The sequence below is a fragment of the Streptomyces sp. NPDC042371 genome (assembly GCF_056437465.1).
Window position 1 is genome coordinate 733,019 of the sequence record NZ_JBWKAP010000002.1, and the last position, 18,648, is coordinate 751,666.

At 65.9% G+C, this 18,648-nt stretch carries 32 protein-coding genes; 1 reads left to right on the forward strand and 31 read right to left on the reverse strand.

Translation table 11 applies throughout. The annotated features are described in order from the left end of the window. Positions 1-6: 6 nt before the first annotated feature. Positions 7-873 carry a hypothetical protein gene (locus tag AC068B_RS09080; protein ID WP_478670092.1) on the forward strand — a complete coding sequence of 289 codons (867 nt, stop codon included), beginning with the start codon at positions 7-9 and terminating at the stop codon, positions 871-873. Between the two features lie 15 nt (positions 874-888). Here AC068B_RS09080 and truA read toward each other — a convergent pair whose 3' ends face one another. From truA to rpsJ, 31 genes are all read right to left on the reverse strand, one after another. Further along, the gene (gene truA / locus AC068B_RS09085) at positions 889-1,743 is read right to left on the reverse strand and encodes a tRNA pseudouridine(38-40) synthase TruA (protein WP_478670093.1); all 855 of its coding nucleotides are present in this window, start codon (positions 1,741-1,743) and stop codon (positions 889-891) included. Positions 1,744-1,824: 81 nt separating this feature from the next. Further along, a complete protein-coding gene (rplQ, locus tag AC068B_RS09090) occupies positions 1,825-2,313 on the reverse strand; it encodes a 50S ribosomal protein L17 (RefSeq protein WP_356251617.1) in 489 nt (162 codons plus the stop codon). Between the two features lie 161 nt (positions 2,314-2,474). Then, entirely contained in the window at positions 2,475-3,497 is a 1,023-nt protein-coding gene (locus AC068B_RS09095) for a DNA-directed RNA polymerase subunit alpha (RefSeq protein ID WP_016645160.1), read from the reverse strand. A gap of 122 nt (positions 3,498-3,619) precedes the next feature. Then, positions 3,620-4,024, reverse strand: a complete 405-nt coding sequence (gene rpsK, locus AC068B_RS09100) for a 30S ribosomal protein S11 (protein WP_003948617.1) — start codon at positions 4,022-4,024, stop codon at positions 3,620-3,622. A gap of 65 nt (positions 4,025-4,089) precedes the next feature. Beyond that, entirely contained in the window at positions 4,090-4,470 is a 381-nt protein-coding gene (rpsM, locus tag AC068B_RS09105; protein WP_356251621.1) for a 30S ribosomal protein S13, read from the reverse strand. A gap of 202 nt (positions 4,471-4,672) precedes the next feature. Further along, entirely contained in the window at positions 4,673-4,786 is a 114-nt protein-coding gene (gene rpmJ / locus AC068B_RS09110; protein ID WP_003948619.1) for a 50S ribosomal protein L36, read from the reverse strand. Positions 4,787-4,843: 57 nt separating this feature from the next. Further along, the gene (infA, locus tag AC068B_RS09115) at positions 4,844-5,065 is read right to left on the reverse strand and encodes a translation initiation factor IF-1 (RefSeq protein WP_003948620.1); all 222 of its coding nucleotides are present in this window, start codon (positions 5,063-5,065) and stop codon (positions 4,844-4,846) included. 184 nt (positions 5,066-5,249) lie between these two features. Next, entirely contained in the window at positions 5,250-6,086 is an 837-nt protein-coding gene (gene map, locus AC068B_RS09120) for a type I methionyl aminopeptidase (protein ID WP_356251625.1), read from the reverse strand. A 121-nt stretch (positions 6,087-6,207) separates the two neighbouring features. Beyond that, positions 6,208-6,861, reverse strand: coding sequence for an adenylate kinase (locus tag AC068B_RS09125; RefSeq protein WP_478670095.1), 654 nt, complete (start codon positions 6,859-6,861; stop codon positions 6,208-6,210). Beyond that, entirely contained in the window at positions 6,861-8,174 is a 1,314-nt protein-coding gene (gene secY, locus AC068B_RS09130) for a preprotein translocase subunit SecY (RefSeq protein WP_150216765.1), read from the reverse strand. The genes AC068B_RS09125 and secY overlap by 1 nt, the downstream gene beginning before the upstream one ends. A 226-nt stretch (positions 8,175-8,400) precedes the next feature. Continuing rightward, the gene (rplO, locus tag AC068B_RS09135) at positions 8,401-8,856 is read right to left on the reverse strand and encodes a 50S ribosomal protein L15 (RefSeq protein WP_098244248.1); all 456 of its coding nucleotides are present in this window, start codon (positions 8,854-8,856) and stop codon (positions 8,401-8,403) included. Between the two features lies 1 nt (position 8,857). Further along, on the reverse strand, positions 8,858-9,040 hold the full coding sequence (gene rpmD, locus AC068B_RS09140) for a 50S ribosomal protein L30 (protein ID WP_030567278.1): 183 nt from the start codon (positions 9,038-9,040) through the stop codon (positions 8,858-8,860). Next, the gene (gene rpsE, locus AC068B_RS09145; protein WP_055553512.1) at positions 9,040-9,642 is read right to left on the reverse strand and encodes a 30S ribosomal protein S5; all 603 of its coding nucleotides are present in this window, start codon (positions 9,640-9,642) and stop codon (positions 9,040-9,042) included. The genes rpmD and rpsE overlap by 1 nt, the downstream gene beginning before the upstream one ends. Positions 9,643-9,683: 41 nt before the next feature. After that, complete coding sequence (gene rplR / locus AC068B_RS09150; RefSeq protein WP_055564833.1) at positions 9,684-10,067, reverse strand: 50S ribosomal protein L18; 384 nt, start codon at positions 10,065-10,067, stop codon at positions 9,684-9,686. 3 nt (positions 10,068-10,070) lie between these two features. Continuing rightward, the gene (gene rplF, locus AC068B_RS09155) at positions 10,071-10,610 is read right to left on the reverse strand and encodes a 50S ribosomal protein L6 (protein ID WP_160506667.1); all 540 of its coding nucleotides are present in this window, start codon (positions 10,608-10,610) and stop codon (positions 10,071-10,073) included. A 21-nt stretch (positions 10,611-10,631) separates the two neighbouring features. Further along, the gene (gene rpsH, locus AC068B_RS09160) at positions 10,632-11,030 is read right to left on the reverse strand and encodes a 30S ribosomal protein S8 (RefSeq protein WP_018528360.1); all 399 of its coding nucleotides are present in this window, start codon (positions 11,028-11,030) and stop codon (positions 10,632-10,634) included. Positions 11,031-11,251: 221 nt separating this feature from the next. Further along, the gene (locus AC068B_RS09165; protein ID WP_003948630.1) at positions 11,252-11,437 is read right to left on the reverse strand and encodes a type Z 30S ribosomal protein S14; all 186 of its coding nucleotides are present in this window, start codon (positions 11,435-11,437) and stop codon (positions 11,252-11,254) included. A gap of 5 nt (positions 11,438-11,442) precedes the next feature. Continuing rightward, positions 11,443-12,000, reverse strand: a complete 558-nt coding sequence (rplE, locus tag AC068B_RS09170) for a 50S ribosomal protein L5 (protein ID WP_055564831.1) — start codon at positions 11,998-12,000, stop codon at positions 11,443-11,445. Beyond that, entirely contained in the window at positions 12,000-12,323 is a 324-nt protein-coding gene (gene rplX, locus AC068B_RS09175) for a 50S ribosomal protein L24 (protein ID WP_016645174.1), read from the reverse strand. The genes rplE and rplX overlap by 1 nt, the downstream gene beginning before the upstream one ends. 2 nt (positions 12,324-12,325) lie before the next feature. Then, positions 12,326-12,694 carry a 50S ribosomal protein L14 gene (rplN, locus tag AC068B_RS09180; protein ID WP_003974257.1) on the reverse strand — a complete coding sequence of 123 codons (369 nt, stop codon included), beginning with the start codon at positions 12,692-12,694 and terminating at the stop codon, positions 12,326-12,328. 135 nt (positions 12,695-12,829) lie between these two features. Beyond that, positions 12,830-13,117, reverse strand: a complete 288-nt coding sequence (gene rpsQ, locus AC068B_RS09185; protein WP_356251638.1) for a 30S ribosomal protein S17 — start codon at positions 13,115-13,117, stop codon at positions 12,830-12,832. After that, the gene (gene rpmC / locus AC068B_RS09190; RefSeq protein ID WP_006347226.1) at positions 13,117-13,341 is read right to left on the reverse strand and encodes a 50S ribosomal protein L29; all 225 of its coding nucleotides are present in this window, start codon (positions 13,339-13,341) and stop codon (positions 13,117-13,119) included. Before rpmC ends, rpsQ begins: the two co-directional genes overlap by 1 nt. Beyond that, a complete protein-coding gene (gene rplP, locus AC068B_RS09195) occupies positions 13,341-13,760 on the reverse strand; it encodes a 50S ribosomal protein L16 (RefSeq protein ID WP_014047785.1) in 420 nt (139 codons plus the stop codon). Before rplP ends, rpmC begins: the two co-directional genes overlap by 1 nt. Positions 13,761-13,765: 5 nt before the next feature. Continuing rightward, on the reverse strand, positions 13,766-14,608 hold the full coding sequence (gene rpsC, locus AC068B_RS09200; protein WP_055553498.1) for a 30S ribosomal protein S3: 843 nt from the start codon (positions 14,606-14,608) through the stop codon (positions 13,766-13,768). Beyond that, entirely contained in the window at positions 14,608-14,955 is a 348-nt protein-coding gene (gene rplV, locus AC068B_RS09205) for a 50S ribosomal protein L22 (RefSeq protein WP_016645177.1), read from the reverse strand. Before rplV ends, rpsC begins: the two co-directional genes overlap by 1 nt. 42 nt (positions 14,956-14,997) lie before the next feature. Then, positions 14,998-15,279, reverse strand: a complete 282-nt coding sequence (gene rpsS / locus AC068B_RS09210) for a 30S ribosomal protein S19 (protein ID WP_356251643.1) — start codon at positions 15,277-15,279, stop codon at positions 14,998-15,000. A 12-nt stretch (positions 15,280-15,291) separates the two neighbouring features. Beyond that, positions 15,292-16,128 carry a 50S ribosomal protein L2 gene (gene rplB / locus AC068B_RS09215; RefSeq protein ID WP_062775138.1) on the reverse strand — a complete coding sequence of 279 codons (837 nt, stop codon included), beginning with the start codon at positions 16,126-16,128 and terminating at the stop codon, positions 15,292-15,294. Between the two features lie 39 nt (positions 16,129-16,167). Then, the gene (rplW, locus tag AC068B_RS09220) at positions 16,168-16,587 is read right to left on the reverse strand and encodes a 50S ribosomal protein L23 (protein WP_055564827.1); all 420 of its coding nucleotides are present in this window, start codon (positions 16,585-16,587) and stop codon (positions 16,168-16,170) included. Beyond that, positions 16,587-17,240, reverse strand: coding sequence for a 50S ribosomal protein L4 (rplD, locus tag AC068B_RS09225; protein WP_356251647.1), 654 nt, complete (start codon positions 17,238-17,240; stop codon positions 16,587-16,589). Before rplD ends, rplW begins: the two co-directional genes overlap by 1 nt. A gap of 8 nt (positions 17,241-17,248) precedes the next feature. Next, on the reverse strand, positions 17,249-17,893 hold the full coding sequence (rplC, locus tag AC068B_RS09230) for a 50S ribosomal protein L3 (RefSeq protein WP_055564825.1): 645 nt from the start codon (positions 17,891-17,893) through the stop codon (positions 17,249-17,251). A 14-nt stretch (positions 17,894-17,907) separates the two neighbouring features. After that, a complete protein-coding gene (gene rpsJ / locus AC068B_RS09235; RefSeq protein ID WP_003948644.1) occupies positions 17,908-18,216 on the reverse strand; it encodes a 30S ribosomal protein S10 in 309 nt (102 codons plus the stop codon). Between the last annotated feature and the right edge of the window lie 432 nt (positions 18,217-18,648).

Below are 18,648 nucleotides of genomic sequence, written 5' to 3' on the forward strand. Positions count from 1 at the left end.
CGCCCCATGAGCTTTGGGCAAGGGGGACCTCAGTGGGGTCCGGGCGGAACGGGTGGCCCCGGCAGCGGGCCCACACCCGACTGGGCGGCGCTCGCCGAGGCCTCCGAGGCGCGCACGCGCCGCCGCAAGTGGCTGCTGATCGGCGGCGGAGCGTTCGCGACGATCGGCATCGCGGCCGCCGTGGCCATCACGGTCGTCTCCGCGAACAGCGACGACACCTCCGCGTCGAACAAACCGGCGAGCGAGCTGCCGACGGCCGCGGACATCCCCGGCGCGAGCAAGGACTCGGGGCCGTCCTTCGAGGCGACCACGCCGCCGCCCCCGCCGGACCCCAAGGACTTCATCTCCAGCGCCAAGAAGGACAAGGCGCCGCTCACCCCCGAGGGCCTGTTCCCCGGCAAGTCCTGGCGGACGGGCGACCGCCTCTACAAGAAGGGCCCGACCGACAGCACCACGAAGTGCACGTCGGTCACCCAGTCCGCCCTCGGCTCGGTCCTCGCCAAGAACGACTGCACCCGTCTGATCCGCGCGAGCTACATCAAGGACGGCGTCGCGATCACCATCGGCGTCGCCGTCTTCGACACGAAGGCCGACGCCGAGAAGGTCAAGGCCCAGGTGAAGAAGGGCCTCGTGAACTCGCTGTCCGGCAAGGGCGTGCCCACCTTCTGCCGCACGGGCGTGTGCCGCGGCACCTATAACTCCTTCGGCCGCTACGCGTACTTCACCACCACGGGCTACACCAGCGGCAAGGACGTGAAGACGGGCGACCGCAAGGCGTACGGCGCGGGCGACGACCTCGCCCGCTTCGCCTTCCAGCGGATCAACCAGCGGGGCGAGGCCCAGGCTTCGGCCGCGGCCGAGGCCCCGCAGTAGTCCGGCGGCCGGGGCTCAGCAGCACCCGGCCCCGGGCAGCGTCCGCTTGTTGCGCGCCTCCTTGCTGCGCGCGGCCAGCAACGCGTCGGCGGGATAGCCGACTTCCTCGAGCGTGAGCCCGTGCGGCCGCACGACGTGCACGGCGGAGTCCCGCACCCCCGCCCTGAGCACCTTCTCCGGCCACTCCACGGGCCGGTGCCCGTCCCCCACGAACAGCATGGCGCCGACCAGCGACCGCACCATGTTGTGGCAGAACGCGTCGGCGCGCACGGTCGCCTCGAAGATGCCGTCGGGCCGCCGCTCCCACCGCAGTTCCTGCAGCGTGCGAATGGTCGTGGCGCCCTCGCGCTTCTTGCAGTAGGCCGCGAAGTCGTGCTCGCCGATCAGCCGCTCGGCGGCGGCGTTCATCGCGTCCAGGTCCAGCGTCCAGTCGTGCCACAGCACATGGCCCCGCAGCAGCGGGTCGACCCCACCGGGATGGTCGGTCACGCGATAGGCGTACCGCCGCCACACGGCCGCGAACCGGGCGTTGAACCCCGCGGGCGCCTCGGCGACCTTCCACACCCGCACGTCGTGCGGCAGCCGCCCCGCGAGCCTGCGCAGCAGCTTCTCGCTGTGCTCGGCCCACACACTCTCCGGCAGATCGACGTGGGCGACCTGCCCCCGCGCGTGCACCCCGCTGTCGGTGCGCCCCGCGACGGTCAGCTCGTACGTCTCCTGCGACCGCGTCACGGTCCGCAGCGCGGACTCGATCTCGCCCTGGACGGTCCGCTGCCCCTGCCGCTGCTTGGCCCAGCCGGAGAACTCCCTGCCGTCGTACGAAAGGTCCAGCCGCACCCGCACGAACCCGGGCTCTACTTCATCACTCACACCGCAATCCTCTCAGCGCCACGTACATGCGAAAGCGGGCCCGCCCCGAAGGGCGGACCCGCTCACTGCAAGGCAAGTGCCTCAGGCGTCCTTAGACTCCTCAGCGGCCTCAACCGGCGCGTCCTCGACGGGCGCGTCCTTCTTGAGGGTGTCTTCCTTGACCGCACGCTTGGTGGCGGCCTCGGCCTCACCGGTGGCCTCCTGGGCCACGGTCAGGGCCTCCACCAGCTCGATGATCGCCATGGGCGCGTTGTCGCCACGACGGTTACCGATCTTGGTGATGCGGGTGTAACCACCGGGGCGGTTCTCGTAGCGCGGGCCGATCTCCGTGAAGAGCGTGTGCACGATGCTCTTGTCGGTGATGACGGTCAGCACCTGGCGGCGGTTGTGAAGGTCACCCTTCTTCGCCTTGGTGACCAGACGCTCCGCGTACGGACGCAGACGACGGGCCTTCGCCTCGGTGGTGGTGATGCGGCCGTACTCGAAGAGCTGCTTGGCGAGGTTCGCCAGCAGAAGCTTCTCGTGCGCGGCGCTGCCGCCCAGACGGGCACCCTTGGTGGGCTTCGGCATGGTGTTTCTCCTTCATCGCTGCACCGGCCGTATGAGGTACCGATGGCAGTGTCCGAGCAGGCGGTCGCCCGTCGGAGACCCGCGCCCCGTAAGGGGCGCGGGGAGCTGCGCGACCAGCCGAAGCGGGCCCGCAGCCAAATTCCGTCCTCAGCGCGGAGCGCCTAGTACTGCTCGGTCTCCACGAAACCGGCGTCCGCGTCGTCGTCGGCGCCGAAGGCGTCGGCGGCGGCGGTCGGGTCGAAGCCGGGAGGCGAGTCCTTCAGCGCAAGACCCATGCCGTTGAGCTTCATCTTGACCTCGTCGATCGACTTCGCACCGAAGTTGCGGATGTCGAGCAGGTCCGCCTCGGAGCGGGCCACGAGCTCACCCACGGAGTGGATGCCCTCGCGCTTGAGGCAGTTGTACGACCGGACGGTGAGCTCGAGCTCCTCGATCGGCAGCGCCAGATCAGCGGCGAGCGCGGCGTCCGTCGGGGACGGGCCCATGTCGATGCCCTCGGCGTCGATGTTGAGCTCGCGCGCCAGACCGAACAGCTCGACCAGGGTCTTACCGGCCGACGCCATGGCGTCGCGGGGACGCATGGCCTGCTTGGTCTCGACGTCGACGATCAGCTTGTCGAAGTCGGTGCGCTGCTCGACACGCGTGGCCTCGACCTTGTACGTGACCTTGAGAACCGGCGAGTAGATCGAGTCGACCGGGATGCGCCCGATCTCCTGACCGACCTGCTTGTTCTGGACGGCGGAGACGTAGCCGCGACCGCGCTCGACGGTCAGCTCCATCTCCAGCTTGCCCTTGCCGTTCAGCGTGGCGAGGACGAGGTCGGGGTTGTGCACCTCGACACCGGCCGGGGGCGCGATGTCAGCGGCGGTCACGAGGCCCGGGCCCTGCTTGCGCAGGTACATCACGACGGGCTCGTCGTGCTCCGAGGAGACGACCAGCTGCTTGATGTTGAGGATGAGGTCGGTGACGTCCTCCTTGACACCCGGCACGGTGGTGAACTCGTGCAGGACACCGTCGATGCGGATGCTGGTGACAGCAGCGCCGGGGATCGACGAGAGCAGGGTGCGGCGGAGGGAGTTGCCGAGGGTGTAGCCGAAGCCCGGCTCCAGCGGCTCGATCACGAACCGGGAGCGGAATTCGTCGACGACCTCTTCGGTCAACGAGGGACGCTGAGCGATCAGCATGAAGTGATTCCTTCAGTCAGGGGCACCCACTATTTGATGCCCTGAGTTATTACAAGGGTACGGGCGATACGACTCAGAAGAGCCGTACCGCCCGAAACCTCAAGTCAAGCGACGTACGAACGTCAGACGCGACGGCGCTTGGGCGGACGGCAGCCGTTGTGCGGCGTGGGCGTCACGTCCTGGATCGAGCCGACCTCAAGGCCGGTCGCCTGGAGCGAACGGATGGCGGTCTCGCGACCGGAACCCGGGCCCTTGACGAAGACGTCGACCTTGCGCATGCCGTGCTCCTGGGCGCGACGGGCAGCCGACTCGGCAGCCATCTGCGCGGCGAACGGCGTGGACTTGCGCGAGCCCTTGAAGCCGACGTGGCCCGCGGAGGCCCACGAGATCACGTTGCCGGTCGGGTCCGTGATGGACACGATCGTGTTGTTGAACGTGCTCTTGATGTGCGCGTGGCCGTGAGCGACGTTCTTCTTTTCCTTGCGGCGCACCTTCTTGGCAGCGCCCTGACGACCCTTGGGGGGCATCTATAACTCCTACGGGAGGTGGTCGGTCCTGCAGCGTCAGCTGTCGATAGACCGCTGAGCGAGGACTACTTCTTGCCCGGCTTCTTCTTACCGGCGATGGCGCGACGCGGGCCCTTGCGGGTGCGGGCGTTCGTGCTGGTGCGCTGACCGCGGACCGGCAGACCACGACGGTGACGGAGACCCTGGTAGCAGCCGATCTCGACCTTGCGGCGGATGTCGGCCTGGATCTCGCGACGGAGGTCACCCTCGGTCTTGACGTTGGCGTCCACGTACTCGCGGATCTTGACGAGGTCTTCCTCGGTCAGGTCGCGAACGCGGGTGTTGCGGTCCACCTCGGTGGCGTCCAGCGTCTGCTGGGCCAGCGTGCGGCCGATGCCGAACACGTAGGTGAGGGCGACCTCAATGCGCTTGTCGCGCGGGAGGTCAACGCCTTCAACGCGTGCCATTCATGGCTCCTGTTGATTCTTCGGAGGTCTTCAGCAGAACCACTCCCGGTCGCCGTCCCCTTCTGAAAAGGGTTGGTACGAACCGGGTCCCCGGCCTCCGACCGGGGGTGTCGCCCTCCACTACCAAAGGAACTGAAGAGGGACGGGTCCTGCGTATCTACTTACGTGCGTCGCGCGAAAATCTGCGAACTGCAGTCGTGCGTCAGCCCTGGCGCTGCTTGTGGCGCGGGTTGTCGCAAATGATCATGACCCGGCCGTGACGGCGGATCACCCTGCACTTGTCGCAGATCTTCTTGACGCTCGGCTTGACCTTCATTGGTGAGGTTCTCCGGGTCAGTGCCACCACCCCGCGCGAGCGGGATGCGGGCAAGATCTACTTGTACCGGTAGACGATCCGGCCACGCGTCAGGTCGTACGGAGACAGCTCCACCACGACCCGGTCGTCAGGGAGGATGCGGATGTAGTGCATGCGCATCTTGCCGCTGATGTGTGCCAGGACCTGGTGGCCGTTCTGGAGCTCCACCTTGAACATGGCGTTCGGGAGAGACTCGACGACAGTGCCTTCGATCTCGATGGCACCTTGCTTCTTGGCCACGCTTCGCCCTTCGAATCGACTACCTTGATCGGCCGCGTACTTCCGTGTCCCCAAATGCAGACACACGGATGCACGAGAGCCGACGCGTCAGTCTACGTCAGTGCACTCGGAAAGACGAATCGAGAAAGTCTGCCCCACGGGCAAGATCCTTAAGCAGGCGACCCGCCCGGCACCGACGGCCGCCTCAGCCCAACGGATCCGGCGCCGTCGTGACCCCGTACTCCGCCAGCTTCGCCTTGCCGCAGTCCGGAGCCGTGAGAACGATCGGCCCCTCCTCCGTCAGCGCGATGGAGTGCTCCCAGTGCGAGGACCAGGTGCCGTCCGTGGTGATGACCGTCCAGTCGTCTTCCAGGACCTCCGTGCGGGGGGTGCCGAGGGAGACCATGGGCTCGATGGCGAGGCAGAAGCCGGGGACCAGCTTGGGGCCCTTGCCGCGGCGGCGCTCGACGTAGTTCAGCAGGTGCGGGTCCATGTGCATCTCGGTGCCGATGCCGTGGCCGCCGTAGTCCTCGACGATGCCGTACTTGCCGCCGCCCGGCTTGGGCTGCCGACGGATGTACGTCTCGATGGCACGGGAGATGTCGACGAGCCGGTTGCCCTGCTTCATGGCCGCCAGACCGGCCCACATCGACTCCTCGGTCACCCGGGAGAGCTCGATCAGCTCCGGAGCGTGACCGGTGCCCACGAACGCGGTGTAGGCCGCGTCGCCGTGCCAGCCGTCGATGATGGCGCCCGCGTCGATGGAGATGATGTCGCCGTCCTTGAGGACGGTCTTGTCGTCCGGGATGCCGTGCACGACGACCTGGTTCACCGAGGTGCAGATCGTGGCGGGGAACCCGCCGTACCCGAGGAAGTTGGACTTGGCGCCGTGCTCGGCGATCACCTTGCGGGCGACGTCGTCGAGGTCCTTCGTGGTGGCGCCGGGCACCGCGGCCTCACGGGTCGCGGCGTGGATGGCGGCGACGACAAGGCCCGCCTCACGCATCTTCGCGATCTGCTCGGGGGTCTTGATCTGCACCATGGGGCTACCGCTCTCCGTCTTCCGTCATCGTCGGCGAACCGGCTGCACAAACGAACCGGTACGTAAACAACAGTACGGCCGCGGTCCCCCCAAGGGCACCGCGGCCGAAACAGCGTACTGACTACTTGTCGCCCTTGAGGGCGTCCATCGCGCGCTCGGTGACCTCGTCCACCTTGCCGAGCGCCGAGATCGTCACGACCAGACCCTGGGTCCGGTAGTAGTCGATGATCGGCTCGGTCTGCGTGTGGTACACCTCGAGGCGCTTGCGGACGGTGTCCTCGCTGTCGTCCTCGCGCTGGTAGAGCTCGCCGCCGCAGACGTCACAGACGCCTTCCTGCTTCGGCTTGCTGTACGTCACGTGGAAGACGTGGCTGGAGTCCTTGCGGCAGATCCGGCGGCCGGCGATCCGCTTGACGACCTCGTCCTCGGGTACCTCGAGGTCCAGGACGGCGTCGAGCTTCACGTCATCGGCCTTGAGCGCCACGTCCAGCGCCTCCGCCTGCGACACGTTGCGCGGGAACCCGTCGAGCAGGAAGCCGTTCTCGGCGTCCGACTGCGCCATGCGGTCCTTCGCCATGCCGATCGTCACCTCGTCCGGCACGAGGTTCCCGGCGTCCATGAACGCCTTCGCCTGCTTGCCGAGCTCCGTGCCCTGGCTGATGTTGGCACGGAAGAGATCGCCGGTGGAGATGTGCGGGATCGACAAGTTCTTGGCCAGGAACGCGGCCTGCGTTCCCTTGCCCGCACCGGGCGGCCCGACGAGGACGATTCGCATCAGCGGAGGAACCCTTCGTAATTGCGCTGCTGGAGCTGGCTCTCGATCTGCTTCACGGTTTCCAGACCCACACCCACGATGATCAGGATGCTCGTCCCGCCGAACGGGAAGTTCTGGTTCGCCTGGAAGCCCACCAACGCCATCGTCGGCACAAGAGCGATCAGACCCAAATACAGCGAACCCGGCCAGGTGATCCGGTTGAGTACGTAGCTCAAGTACTCAGCGGTCGGACGGCCAGCCCGGATGCCCGGGATGAAGCCACCATACTTCTTCATGTTGTCGGCGACTTCCTCGGGGTTGAAGGAGATCGCGACGTAGAAGAAGGCGAAGAAGACGATCAGGATGAAGTACGTGGCGATGTAAATCGGGTGGTCACCCTTGGTCAGGTTCGCCTCGATCCACGTCTTCCATCCCGAGTTGCCACCCGCGAACTGGGCCACGAGAGCCGGAATGTAAAGCAGCGAGGAGGCGAAGATCACAGGGATGATGCCCGCCTGATTGACCTTCAGCGGAATGTACGTCGACGTTCCGCCGTAGGACCGGCGGCCGATCATTCGCTTCGCGTACTGGACCGGGATGCGCCGCTGCGCCTGCTCGACGAAGACCACCAGGCCGACCATGACGAGACCGACCGCGATGACGGTGCCGAACTCGATCCAGCCACCCGCCAGGTCGCCCTGCTGCTTGATGGCCCACAGGGCGCTCGGGAAGGTCGCGGCGATCGAGATGAACATCAGGATCGACATGCCGTTACCGATGCCGCGGTCGGTGATGAGCTCACCGAGCCACATGACACAGGCCGTACCCGCGGTCATGGTGATGACCATCGTGACGGTGACGAAGATCGACTGGTCAGGAACGATCTCGCTGGCGACGGGGCAGCCCTGGAAGAGGGTGCCGGTGCGGGCGGTGGCCACCAGGCCGGTGCCCTGCAGGATCGCGAGCGCGATGGTCAGATAGCGCGTGTACTGCGTGATCTTCGCGGTGCCGGCCTGACCCTCCTTCTTGAGGGCCTCCAGCCGCGGGATCACCACGGTCAGCAGCTGCAGAATGATGCTCGCCGTGATGTACGGCATGATGCCGAGCGCGAAGATCGTGATCTGCAGCAGCGCGCCACCGCTGAACATGTTGACGAGACCGAACAAGCCCTGGTTCGCATTGGCGTTGTCGATGCAGGTCTGGACGTTCCGGTAGTCGACACCGGGAATCGGCACATGCGTACCCACCCGGTAGATCACGATGATGCCGAGTGTGAAGAGCAGCTTCTTGCGCAGGTCGGGCGTCTTGAACGCCCGGGCGAACGCGGTGAGCACGGTGCCTCCTGCGACCCCCGCGCGCGTGCGTCAGAGGTAAGGGTCTGAGGTTCGACGAATACGTATCAGTCAAGAAAACCGTGCGGACAGACCGCACGGAGCTTAGACAGTGCACGCCACCTTACCGGCGACCGTGCCCCCCTAGGAACGACCAACCGGGGATGCCCCTTTTGTGGGGCATCCCCGGCTGGGAATCGCTCATGTCATCGACACGTCTGAGGGAATATCAGACGAGCTCGGTGACGGTACCGCCGGCGGCGGTGATCTTCTCCTTGGCGGAGCCGGAGACGGCATCGACCGTCACCTGCAGCGCCACGGTGACCTCACCCTGGCCGAGGACCTTGACGAGGCTGTTCTTGCGAACCGCACCCTTGGCCACGAGGGCCTCGACGGTGACCTCGCCACCCTCGGGGAACAGCGCGCTCAGCTTGTCGAGGTTCACGACCTGGAACTCGGTCTTGAACGGGTTCTTGAAGCCCTTGAGCTTCGGGAGACGCATGTGGAGGGGCATCTGGCCACCCTCGAAGCGCTCCGGAACCTGGTAACGGGCCTTCGTGCCCTTGGTACCACGACCAGCGGTCTTACCCTTGGACGCCTCACCACGACCCACACGGGTCTTGGCGGTCTTGGCGCCCGGGGCGGGCCGGAGGTTGTGGACCTTCAGCGGGTTCTGCTCCGCCATGTCAGTCGACCTCCTCAACCGTCACGAGGTGGCGGACGGTCTGCACCATGCCGCGGAACTCGGGACGGTCCTCCTTGACGACCTGCGTGTTGATGCCCTTGAGACCAAGGGAACGCAGGGTGTCGCGGTGGTTCTGCTTGCTGCCGATGTACGACTTCGTCTGCGTGATCTTGAGCTGTGCCATTACGCACCCGCTCCTGCACGCGCACGAAGCAGAGCCGCGGGGGCGACGTCCTCGAGGGGCAGACCACGGCGAGCCGCGATCTCCTCGGGACGCTGCAGGCCCTTGAGGGCCGCCACGGTCGCGTGCACGATGTTGATCGCGTTGTCGGAGCCCAGGGACTTCGACAGGATGTCGTGCACGCCGGCGCACTCGAGCACGGCACGCACCGGGCCACCGGCGATAACACCGGTACCGGGGGAAGCAGGCTTGAGCAGGACGACGCCCGCGGCCTTCTCGCCCTGGATCGGGTGCGGGATGGTGCCCTGGATACGGGGGACCTTGAAGAAGTGCTTCTTGGCCTCCTCAACACCCTTGGCGATGGCGGCCGGCACCTCCTTGGCCTTGCCGTAACCGACACCCACGGTGCCGTCACCGTCGCCCACTACGACGAGCGCAGTGAAGCTGAAGCGACGACCACCCTTCACAACCTTGGCGACACGGTTGATCGCGACAACGCGCTCAACGTATGCGGTCTTCTCGGCGGCAGCGCCACCGTCGCGACCCTTCCGGTCCCGCCGCTCGCCGCCACCGGCACCGCCACCGCGGCGCTGGGGTCCAGCCATTGGAATTACCTCTCTCTGTTTCCGCTAGCTACGGAACCGACTCAGAACTTGAGTCCGGCTTCGCGGGCGGCGTCCGCCAGGGCAGCAATGCGCCCGGCGTACTGGTTACCACCACGGTCGAACACGACAGTCTCGACACCGGCGGCCTTGGCGCGCTCGGCGACCAGGGCGCCGACCGACTTGGCAGCCGCGGACTTGTCGCCCTCGGCGCCGCGGATCGTGGTGTCCAGGGTCGACGCCGACGCCAGGGTGTGACCCTTGATGTCGTCGATGACCTGGGCCACGATGTGGCGGTTGGAGCGCGTCACGACCAGGCGCGGACGCTCAGCCGTACCCGAGATGTGCTTACGGATGCGGATGTGACGACGCTTGATGGCAGCACGCTTGTAAGCGTCGCCCTTAGCAATCTTGACACCGTATGCCATGGCTTACTTACCCGCCTTTCCGACCTTGCGGCGGATGACTTCGCCTTCGTACTTGACGCCCTTGGCCTTGTACGGGTCGGGCTTGCGCAGCTTGCGGATGTTGGCCGCAACCTCGCCGACCTTCTGCTTGTCGATGCCCTCGACCGAAAGCTTGGTCGCGGACTCCACCTTGAAGGTGATGCCCTCGGGGGCCTCGACCAGGATCGGGTGGCTGTAGCCCAGCGAGAACTCCAGGTTGGAGCCCTTCGCGAGGACGCGGTAACCGACACCGCTGATTTCGAGCTTCTTCACGTAACCCGTGGTCACGCCGGTGATCATGTTCGCCACCAGCGTGCGGGACAGGCCGTGCAGGGCCTTGTTCTGACGCTCGTCGTTCGGGCGGGTGACGTTCAGGACGCCGTCCTCACCCTTAGCGATGTCGATCGGCGCGACGACGGTGTGGGAAAGGGAACCCTTGGGGCCCTTAACCGAGACCGTCCGGCCGTCGATGGTGACGTCCACGCCGGCGGGAACCGTGATGGGGAGCTTGCCAATACGCGACATTAGCTATTCCTCCGTTCCCGACTACCAGACGTAGGCGAGGACTTCCCCACCTACGCCCTTCTTGCCTGCCTGCTGGCCGGTCAGGAGACCGTGCGACGTGGAGATGATCGCCACGCCGAGGCCGCCGAGGACCTTCGGCAGGTTGGTGGACTTCGCGTAAACCCGGAGACCGGGCTTGGAGATCCGCTTGATGCCCGCAATGGAGCGCTCACGGTTCGGGCCGAACTTCAGCTCGAGAACGAGGTTCTTGCCAACCTCGGCGTCCTCGACCTTCCAGCCCGTGATGAAGCCCTCCTGCTGGAGGATCTCCGCGATGTGAGACTTGATCTTGCTGTGCGGCATCGCCACGGTGTCGTGGTACGCCGAGTTCGCGTTACGCAGACGAGTCAGCATGTCCGCGATCGGATCAGTCATGGTCATGAATTGGCCTTCGGCCTCTCTCGCCGTGGTTTCCTATCTGCGCCATCCCTCTCCCCACTCAGAGGCAGGACGGGTGCGGCGCGGGGACCTACGGCGTAGTAAGTCGGTCAGGGCGGCAGACGCCCAACCCTCCTAGCCTAAGCCATCTGGAGGAGGGCATCTGCCAACCCTTTACTTACCGAGAGTTCCGGACAATCCCAAAGCCCCTAGGGGCAGCGGGACTACCAGGAGCTCTTGGTCACGCCCGGGAGCTCGCCACGGTGAGCCATCTCACGAAGGCACACGCGGCAGAGGCCGAACTTGCGGTACACGGAGTGCGGGCGGCCGCAGCGCTGGCAGCGGGTGTAGCCACGCACACCGAACTTGGGCTTACGAGCAGCCTTGGCAATCAGAGCCTTCTTCGCCATCTCGCTTACGCCTCCTTGAACGGGAAGCCGAGGTGACGGAGAAGGGCACGGCCCTCAGCGTCGTTGGTCGCCGTGGTGACCACGGTGATGTCCATACCCCGGACGCGGTCGATCTTGTCCTGGTCGATCTCGTGGAACATGACCTGCTCCGTGAGACCGAAGGTGTAGTTGCCACGGCCGTCGAACTGCTTGGGGGACAGACCACGGAAGTCGCGGATGCGCGGCAGCGCGAGCGACAGGGTGCGGTCCAGGAACTCCCACATGCGGTCGCCACGGAGCGTGACGTGGCAGCCGATCGGCTGGCCCTCGCGCAGCTTGAACTGCGCGATGGACTTCCGGGCCTTCGTCACGGCCGGCTTCTGACCGGTGATCGTGGTCAGGTCGCGGATGGCGCCGTCGATCAGCTTCGAGTCACGGGCGGCGTCGCCGACACCCATGTTGACCACGATCTTGACCAGGCCGGGGATCTGCATGACGTTCTCGTACGAGAACTCCTCACGCAGCTTGCCCGTGATCTCCTCGCGGTACTTCGTCTTGAGACGCGGAGTGGTGGTGGTCGTCATCAGATGTCCTCACCCGTCCGCTTGGCAACGCGGATCTTGTTGCCCTCGTCGTCGAAGCGGTAACCGACACGCGTGACAACCTTGTTGCCGTCCTTCTCCACGACCAGCTGGACGTTGGAGACGTGGACGGGGGCCTCGGTGGTCACGATGCCGCCGGCCTGCGAGCCGCTGGCGGTCGGGCCGGCCTTCGTGTGCTTCTTGACCCGGTTGACACCCTCGACCAGGACGCGCTCGTCGCGCGGGTAAGCGGCAATGACCTTGCCCTGCTTGCCCTTGTCCTTACCGGTGATGACCTGAACCAGGTCGCCCTTCTTGATCTTCATGCTTACAGCACCTCCGGCGCGAGCGAGATGATCTTCATGAACTTCTTCTCGCGCAGCTCACGGCCGACCGGGCCGAAGATACGGGTGCCGCGGGGGTCGCCGTCGTTCTTCAGAATGACGGCGGCGTTCTCGTCGAAACGGATGTACGAGCCATCCGGACGGCGACGCTCCTTGACGGTGCGAACGATGACCGCCTTGACGACGTCACCCTTCTTCACGTTGCCACCGGGGATCGCGTCCTTGACGGTGGCGACGATGACGTCACCGATGCCCGCGTAGCGGCGACCCGAGCCACCGAGAACACGAATGGTGAGAATTTCCTTCGCACCCGTGTTGTCGGCGACGCGAAGTCGCGACTCCTGCTGGATCACGTCTATCTCCTGTTTGTCTGCCGGTTCCCGGTAGGGGCTTCTCCCTTACGGGACCGGCCCCTACCGAGCCTGGCGGAACGAACTCTGAGGGATGCCTCAGAGCTACATTTGTTGGAATTCCCTTGCGGGAATTACCTACTTGGCCTTCTCGAGGATCTCGACGATGCGCCAGCGCTTGCTCGCCGACAGCGGACGCGTCTCCATCAGGAGGACGCGGTCGCCGACGCCGGCAGCGTTCTGCTCGTCGTGCGCCTTGAGCTTGTTCGTACGGCGGATGACCTTGCCGTACAGCGCGTGGGTCACGCGGTCCTCGACAGCGACGACGACGGTCTTGTCCATCTTGTCGCTGACGACCAGACCCTGACGGGTCTTGCGGAAGCCGCGGCCGGCCTTCGTCTCTTCAGTCACGTTGCTCTCGCTCATCAGGCGCTCTCCACCGTCTCGATGCCCAGCTCGCGCTCACGCATGAGGGTGTAGATCCGCGCGATGTCCTTACGGACGGCCTTGAGCCGACCGTGGTTCTCGAGCTGACCCGTCGCCGCCTGGAAGCGGAGGTTGAACAGCTCTTCCTTGGCCTCGCGAAGCTTGTTGACAAGCTCCTCGTTGCCCAGCTCGCGCAGCTCGGACGCCTTGGTACCGGCCGACATCACGACTCACCTGCCTCGCGCCGGACGATGCGGCACTTCATCGGAAGCTTGTGAGCAGCGCGGGTGAGCGCCTCACGAGCAATCTTCTCGTTCGGGTACGACAGCTCGAACATGACGCGTCCGGGCTTGACGTTGGCGATCCACCACTCCGGAGAACCCTTACCGGAACCCATGCGGGTCTCGGCAGGCTTCTTGGTGAGGGGGCGGTCCGGGTAGATGTTGATCCAGACCTTGCCGCCACGCTTGATGTGACGCGTCATCGCGATACGAGCTGCCTCGATCTGACGGTTCGTCACGTACGCCGGGGTCAGCGCCTGAATGCCGTACTCGCCGAACGCAACCTGCGTGCCACCCTTGGACATACCGCTGCGCTTCGGGTGGTGCTGCTTGCGGTGCTTGACCCTACGGGGGATCAGCATTTCGGTCAGGCCTCCGTTCCGGTGCTCTCAGCAGCCGGAGCGGCAGCGGCGGGAGCGTCGGCCTTGGGGGCCTCGGCAGCCGGCGCGGACTGCTGCTGCGGCTTGCGGCCGCGGCCGCCACGCTCGCCGCCACGGCCACCACGGGCCGGACGGTCGTTGCCGCCGCCACGGGCCGGGCGGTTACCCGCACGGGCAGCAGCGTTCTCGGCGCGGACCTCGGCGATGTTCTTGACGTCGCCCTTGTAGATCCAGACCTTCACGCCGATGCGGCCGAAGGTCGTCTTGGCCTCGAAGAAGCCGTAGTCGACGTTCGCGCGGAGCGTGTGCAGGGGCACACGGCCCTCGCGGTAGAACTCCGAGCGCGACATCTCGGCGCCACCGAGGCGGCCACCACACTGGATCTTGATGCCCTTGGCGCCGGCCTTCATCGACGACTGCATGCTCTTACGCATGGCGCGACGGAAGGAGACGCGGGAGGACAGCTGCTCCGCAACGGCCTGGGCCACGAGCTGAGCGTCGACCTCGGGGTTCTTGACCTCGAGGATGTTCAGCTGGACCTGCTTGCCCGTGAGCTTCTCGAGGTCACCGCGGATGCGGTCGGCCTCGGCGCCACGACGGCCGATGACGATGCCGGGACGAGCGGTGTGGATGTCCACACGCACGCGGTCACGGGTGCGCTCGATCTCAACCTTCGAGATGCCGGCGCGCTCCATGCCGGACGTCATCATCCGACGGATGGCGACGTCTTCCTTGACGTAGTCCTTGTACAGCTTGTCGGCGTACCAACGCGACTTGAAGTCGGTCGTGACACCGAGCCGGAACCCGTGCGGGTTTACCTTCTGGCCCATTACCGGGTTCCTTCCTTGCTGCTGACGACCACGGTGATGTGGCTGGTCCGCTTACGGATCCGGTAGGCACGGCCCTGAGCACGCGGACGGAACCGCTTCAGGGTCGGGCCCTCATCCACGTACGCCTCGCTGATGACCAGCGAAGAGGCGTCAGAGTGGTCGTAGTTGTGCGCGGCGTTGGCAATGGCGCTGTCAAGCACCTTGCCGACCGGCACGCTCGCGGCCTGCGGGGCGAAACGCAGGACCGCCTGAGCCTCCGTGGCATCCATGCCACGGATGAGGTCCACCACGCGGCGGGCCTTCATGGGCGTGACGCGGATGTACCGCGCCTGGGCCCTGGCTTCCATGGTTGTCCCTTCGGTGTTAGTCATAGTCGTTTCCACCCCGCGCTAGCGGCGCTTCGACTTCCGGTCGTCCTTGACGTGGCCGCGGAAGGTGCGAGTCGGCGAGAACTCGCCGAGCTTGTGGCCGACCATCGACTCGGTGACGAACACCGGGATGTGGGTCTTGCCGTTGTGCACCGCGATCGTGTGACCCAGCATGCTGGGAATGATCATCGAGCGTCGGGACCAGGTCTTGATGACGTTCTTGGAACCGGCTTCGTTCTGGACGTCCACCTTCTTTACGAGGTGGTCGTCGACGAAGGGCCCCTTCTTGAGACTGCGCGGCATCTAAACCCGCTCCTAGCGCTTCTTGTTCGACTTGCGGCGACGGACGATGTACTTGTTGCTCGCCTTGTTGCGATCACGAGTACGACCCTCCTTCTGACCCCACGGCGAGACCGGGTGACGACCACCGGAAGTCTTGCCTTCACCACCACCGTGCGGGTGGTCGACCGGGTTCATCACGACACCACGCACGGTCGGGCGGACGCCCTTCCAGCGCATGCGGCCGGCCTTGCCCCAGTTGATGTTCGACTGCTCGGCGTTGCCGACCTCGCCGATGGTGGCGCGGCAGCGGACGTCGACCAGACGGATCTCACCGGACGGCATGCGAAGGTGCGCCATGGCGCCTTCCTTCGCGAGCAGCTGCACGGAGGCACCCGCGGAGCGGGCGAACTTCGCGCCGCCGCCGGGCCGCAGCTCGATGGCGTGGATGGTCGTACCCACCGGGATGTTGCGCAGCGCCATGTTGTTGCCGGGCTTGATGTCGGCGCCAGGGCCGCTCTCAATCCGGTCACCCTGCTGCGTGCCGCGCGGGGCGAGGATGTAGCGCTTCTCGCCGTCCGCGTAGTGCAGCAGCGCGATGCGCGCGGTGCGGTTGGGGTCGTACTCGATGTGCGCGACCTTGGCCGGCACGCCGTCCTTGTCGTGACGACGGAAGTCGATCACGCGGTAGGCGCGCTTGTGTCCGCCACCCTGGTGACGAACGGTGATCCGACCGGCGTTGTTACGGCCGCCCTTGCTGTGCAGCGGGCGAACCAGCGACTTCTCCGGCGTGGACCGCGTTACCTCGACGAAGTCGGCGACGCTGGAGCCACGACGGCCCGGCGTAGTCGGCTTGTACTTGCGGATTCCCATTTCTCAGTCCTCGTCCGATATTCGGACCAGGGCGCTCCGTTAGGAGGCCTGGCCGAAGATGTCGATACGGTCGCCCTCAGCAAGGGTCACGATGGCGCGCTTGGTGTCGGCACGCTTGCCGAACCCGGTGCGCGTACGCTTCCGCTTGCCCTGACGGTTGATCGTGTTGACGCCGGTGACCTTGACCGAGAAGACCGCCTCGACGGCCTGCTTGATCTGGGTCTTGTTGGCGCCCGGGGCCACGATGAACGTGTACTTGCCCTCGTCGAGCAGCGCGTACGACTTCTCGGAGACGACCGGCTTGACGAGGACGTCGCGCGGGTCCGAGAAGGACTTGCTCAGCGGGGTGGGCTCAACGGCGATCTTGCCCTCGGTCGCGATGCGCTTCGCCTTGGCGACACGCGCGGCCTTGGCGGCCTTCGCAGCCTTGGACGCGATGCTCTGGTGACGAATAGCCATCAGGCTTCGCTCCCTTCGGTCTCATCGGCCTTGGGGCCAGACACGAAGGACTCGAAGGCGGCCTTGGTGAAGACCACGTCGTCCGAGACGAGCACGTCGTACGTGTTCAGCTGGCCCGGCTCCAGGATGTGCACCTGGGGCAGGTTGCGGGCGGAGAGCAGCGAAGTCTCGTCCGCACGGTCGATGACCAGGAGCACGTTCTTGCGCTCGCTGACCTTGCCGAGCAGCGTCTTCGCGGCCTTCGTGGAGATGTCGCCCTCGACCACGTTGGTGACAACGTGGATGCGAGCGTTGCGGGCCCGGTCGGTGAGGGCGTGGCGCAGGGCCGCGGCCTTCATCTTCTTCGGGGTCCGCTGCGAGTAGTCACGCGGCTGCGGGCCGTGGACGACGCCACCGCCGGCGAACTGCGGCGCACGGGTCGAACCCTGGCGCGCGCGGCCGGTGCCCTTCTGGCGGTAAGGCTTCTTGCCGCCACCGCGGACTTCGCCGCGACGCTTGGTCTTGTGCGTGCCCTGACGGGCAGCGGCCAGCTGCGCGACGACGACCTGGTGGATCAGCGGAATGCTGATCTTCTCGACGTCGAAGATCTCCGCGGGGAGCTCGACCGTCCCGGTCTTGTCGCCTGCCGGCGAAAGGATGTCAATGGTGCTCATGGGTTACCTCAGGCCCCCTTGGCCGCAGTACGGACCAGGACGAGGCCGCCGTTCGGACCAGGAACCGCGCCCTTGATGAGCAGCAGACCCTTCTCCGCGTCAACGGCGTGGACGGTCAGGTTCTGGGTGGTGACCCGCTCGCTGCCCATGCGACCGGCCATGCGCTGGCCCTTGAACACACGGCCAGGCGTGGCGCAGCCACCGATGGAACCGGGCTTGCGGTGCACGCGGTGGGCACCGTGGGACGCCTTGCCACCGGCGAAGTTGTGACGCTTCATCACACCGGCGAAGCCCTTGCCCTTGCTCTTGCCGGTGACGTCGACCTTGATACCGGCCTCGAACGTCTCGGCAGTCAGCTCCTGGCCGAGGGTGTACTCGCTGGCACCAGCGGTACGGATCTCGACGAGGTGGCGACGGGGGGTCACGTCGGCCTTGGCGAAGTGGCCCTTGAGGGGCTTGTTCACCTTGCGCGGGTCGATCTCGCCGAAGGCGATCTGGACCGACTCGTAGCCGTCGCTGTCATTCGTACGGACCTGGGTAACGACGCAGGGTCCGGCCTTGACCACGGTCACCGGGACGACACGGTTGTTCTCGTCCCAGACCTGGGTCATGCCGAGCTTCTCGCCCAGGATGCCCTTGATCTGCTTGGTCATCTTCTCCGCGCCCTTCAGAGCTTGATCTCGATGTCAACGCCGGCCGGAAGGTCCAGGCGCATCAGCGAGTCAACGGTCTTGGGCGTCGGGTCGAGGATGTCGATCAGGCGCTTGTGCGTGCGCATCTCGAAGTGCTCGCGCGAGTCCTTGTACTTGTGCGGCGACTTGATGACGCAGTACACGTTCTTCTCAGTGGGCAGCGGCACCGGGCCCGCGACCGACGCACCAGTTCGCGTCACCGTCTCGACGATCTTCTTCGCCGAGGAGTCGATGACCTCGTGGTCGTAGGCCTTGAGCCGGATGCGGATCTTCTGTCCCGCCATGGCTACTTAGTAGTCCTTTGTCTCGAAAGCTCTGACCCCCGGAAGGCCCTTTTTTCTACTTCCGCCGACCCACGCGGTCGGGCGTGTCGCAGTCCCGCTCACACAGTTCTCCCGAAGGAGTTCCCTGCTAGGGGCTGCGGCCCTGAATGACCGCGGGTCCGGGGGAAGAAACCCACCGGGCGCCTGGCCGAGCGACCGCACTGCACTTCCCGAAAGATTCCCGTACGTCCGCCTCAGCGCTGCCTGCAGATCCTTGCGGACCCTTCGACAGATGGGGCGACGAGTACTGTGGGACTCGCTTTCGGTCCTCCCGGCGGGAGGCGCGCAGCATCGGCACTCAACCGAGCAACTAGGACAGTCTGCCATACGGGGCATGTCTGGTGCCAATCGAGCCGAAGAGAGTACCCGCTGCGTGACGGAGATCAAACCCGG

Bases quoted from the DNA above. Each gene is read 5' to 3' on its own strand.
- AC068B_RS09080 (WP_478670092.1), top strand. From the start codon at position 7: ATGAGCTTTGGGCAAGGGGGACCTCAGTGGGGTCCGGGCGGAACGGGT.
- rplQ (WP_356251617.1), bottom strand. From the start codon at position 2,313: ATGCCGAAGCCCACCAAGGGTGCCCGTCTGGGCGGCAGCGCCGCGCAC.
- AC068B_RS09095 (WP_016645160.1), bottom strand. From the start codon at position 3,497: ATGCTGATCGCTCAGCGTCCCTCGTTGACCGAAGAGGTCGTCGACGAA.
- rpsK (WP_003948617.1), bottom strand. From the start codon at position 4,024: ATGCCCCCCAAGGGTCGTCAGGGCGCTGCCAAGAAGGTGCGCCGCAAG.
- rpsM (WP_356251621.1), bottom strand. From the start codon at position 4,470: ATGGCACGCGTTGAAGGCGTTGACCTCCCGCGCGACAAGCGCATTGAG.
- rpmJ (WP_003948619.1), bottom strand. From the start codon at position 4,786: ATGAAGGTCAAGCCGAGCGTCAAGAAGATCTGCGACAAGTGCAGGGTG.
- map (WP_356251625.1), bottom strand. From the start codon at position 6,086: ATGGTGCAGATCAAGACCCCCGAGCAGATCGCGAAGATGCGTGAGGCG.
- AC068B_RS09125 (WP_478670095.1), bottom strand. From the start codon at position 6,861: ATGCGAATCGTCCTCGTCGGGCCGCCCGGTGCGGGCAAGGGAACGCAG.
- rplO (WP_098244248.1), bottom strand. From the start codon at position 8,856: ATGGCGGAGCAGAACCCGCTGAAGGTCCACAACCTCCGGCCCGCCCCG.
- rpmD (WP_030567278.1), bottom strand. From the start codon at position 9,040: ATGGCACAGCTCAAGATCACGCAGACGAAGTCGTACATCGGCAGCAAG.
- rpsE (WP_055553512.1), bottom strand. From the start codon at position 9,642: ATGGCTGGACCCCAGCGCCGCGGTGGCGGTGCCGGTGGCGGCGAGCGG.
- rplR (WP_055564833.1), bottom strand. From the start codon at position 10,067: ATGGCATACGGTGTCAAGATTGCTAAGGGCGACGCTTACAAGCGTGCT.
- rplF (WP_160506667.1), bottom strand. From the start codon at position 10,610: ATGTCGCGTATTGGCAAGCTCCCCATCACGGTTCCCGCCGGCGTGGAC.
- rpsH (WP_018528360.1), bottom strand. From the start codon at position 11,030: ATGACCATGACTGATCCGATCGCGGACATGCTGACTCGTCTGCGTAAC.
- AC068B_RS09165 (WP_003948630.1), bottom strand. From the start codon at position 11,437: ATGGCGAAGAAGGCTCTGATTGCCAAGGCTGCTCGTAAGCCCAAGTTC.
- rplE (WP_055564831.1), bottom strand. From the start codon at position 12,000: ATGACGACCACCACCACTCCGCGTCTCAAGACGAAGTACCGCGAGGAG.
- rplX (WP_016645174.1), bottom strand. From the start codon at position 12,323: ATGAAGATCAAGAAGGGCGACCTGGTTCAGGTCATCACCGGTAAGGAC.
- rpsQ (WP_356251638.1), bottom strand. From the start codon at position 13,117: ATGAGCGAGAGCAACGTGACTGAAGAGACGAAGGCCGGCCGCGGCTTC.
- rpmC (WP_006347226.1), bottom strand. From the start codon at position 13,341: ATGTCGGCCGGTACCAAGGCGTCCGAGCTGCGCGAGCTGGGCAACGAG.
- rplP (WP_014047785.1), bottom strand. From the start codon at position 13,760: ATGCTGATCCCCCGTAGGGTCAAGCACCGCAAGCAGCACCACCCGAAG.
- rpsC (WP_055553498.1), bottom strand. From the start codon at position 14,608: ATGGGCCAGAAGGTAAACCCGCACGGGTTCCGGCTCGGTGTCACGACC.
- rplV (WP_016645177.1), bottom strand. From the start codon at position 14,955: ATGGAAGCCAGGGCCCAGGCGCGGTACATCCGCGTCACGCCCATGAAG.
- rpsS (WP_356251643.1), bottom strand. From the start codon at position 15,279: ATGCCGCGCAGTCTCAAGAAGGGGCCCTTCGTCGACGACCACCTCGTA.
- rplB (WP_062775138.1), bottom strand. From the start codon at position 16,128: ATGGGAATCCGCAAGTACAAGCCGACTACGCCGGGCCGTCGTGGCTCC.
- rplW (WP_055564827.1), bottom strand. From the start codon at position 16,587: ATGGCTATTCGTCACCAGAGCATCGCGTCCAAGGCTGCGAAGGCCGCC.
- rplD (WP_356251647.1), bottom strand. From the start codon at position 17,240: ATGAGCACCATTGACATCCTTTCGCCGGCAGGCGACAAGACCGGGACG.
- rplC (WP_055564825.1), bottom strand. From the start codon at position 17,893: ATGACCAAGCAGATCAAGGGCATCCTGGGCGAGAAGCTCGGCATGACC.
- rpsJ (WP_003948644.1), bottom strand. From the start codon at position 18,216: ATGGCGGGACAGAAGATCCGCATCCGGCTCAAGGCCTACGACCACGAG.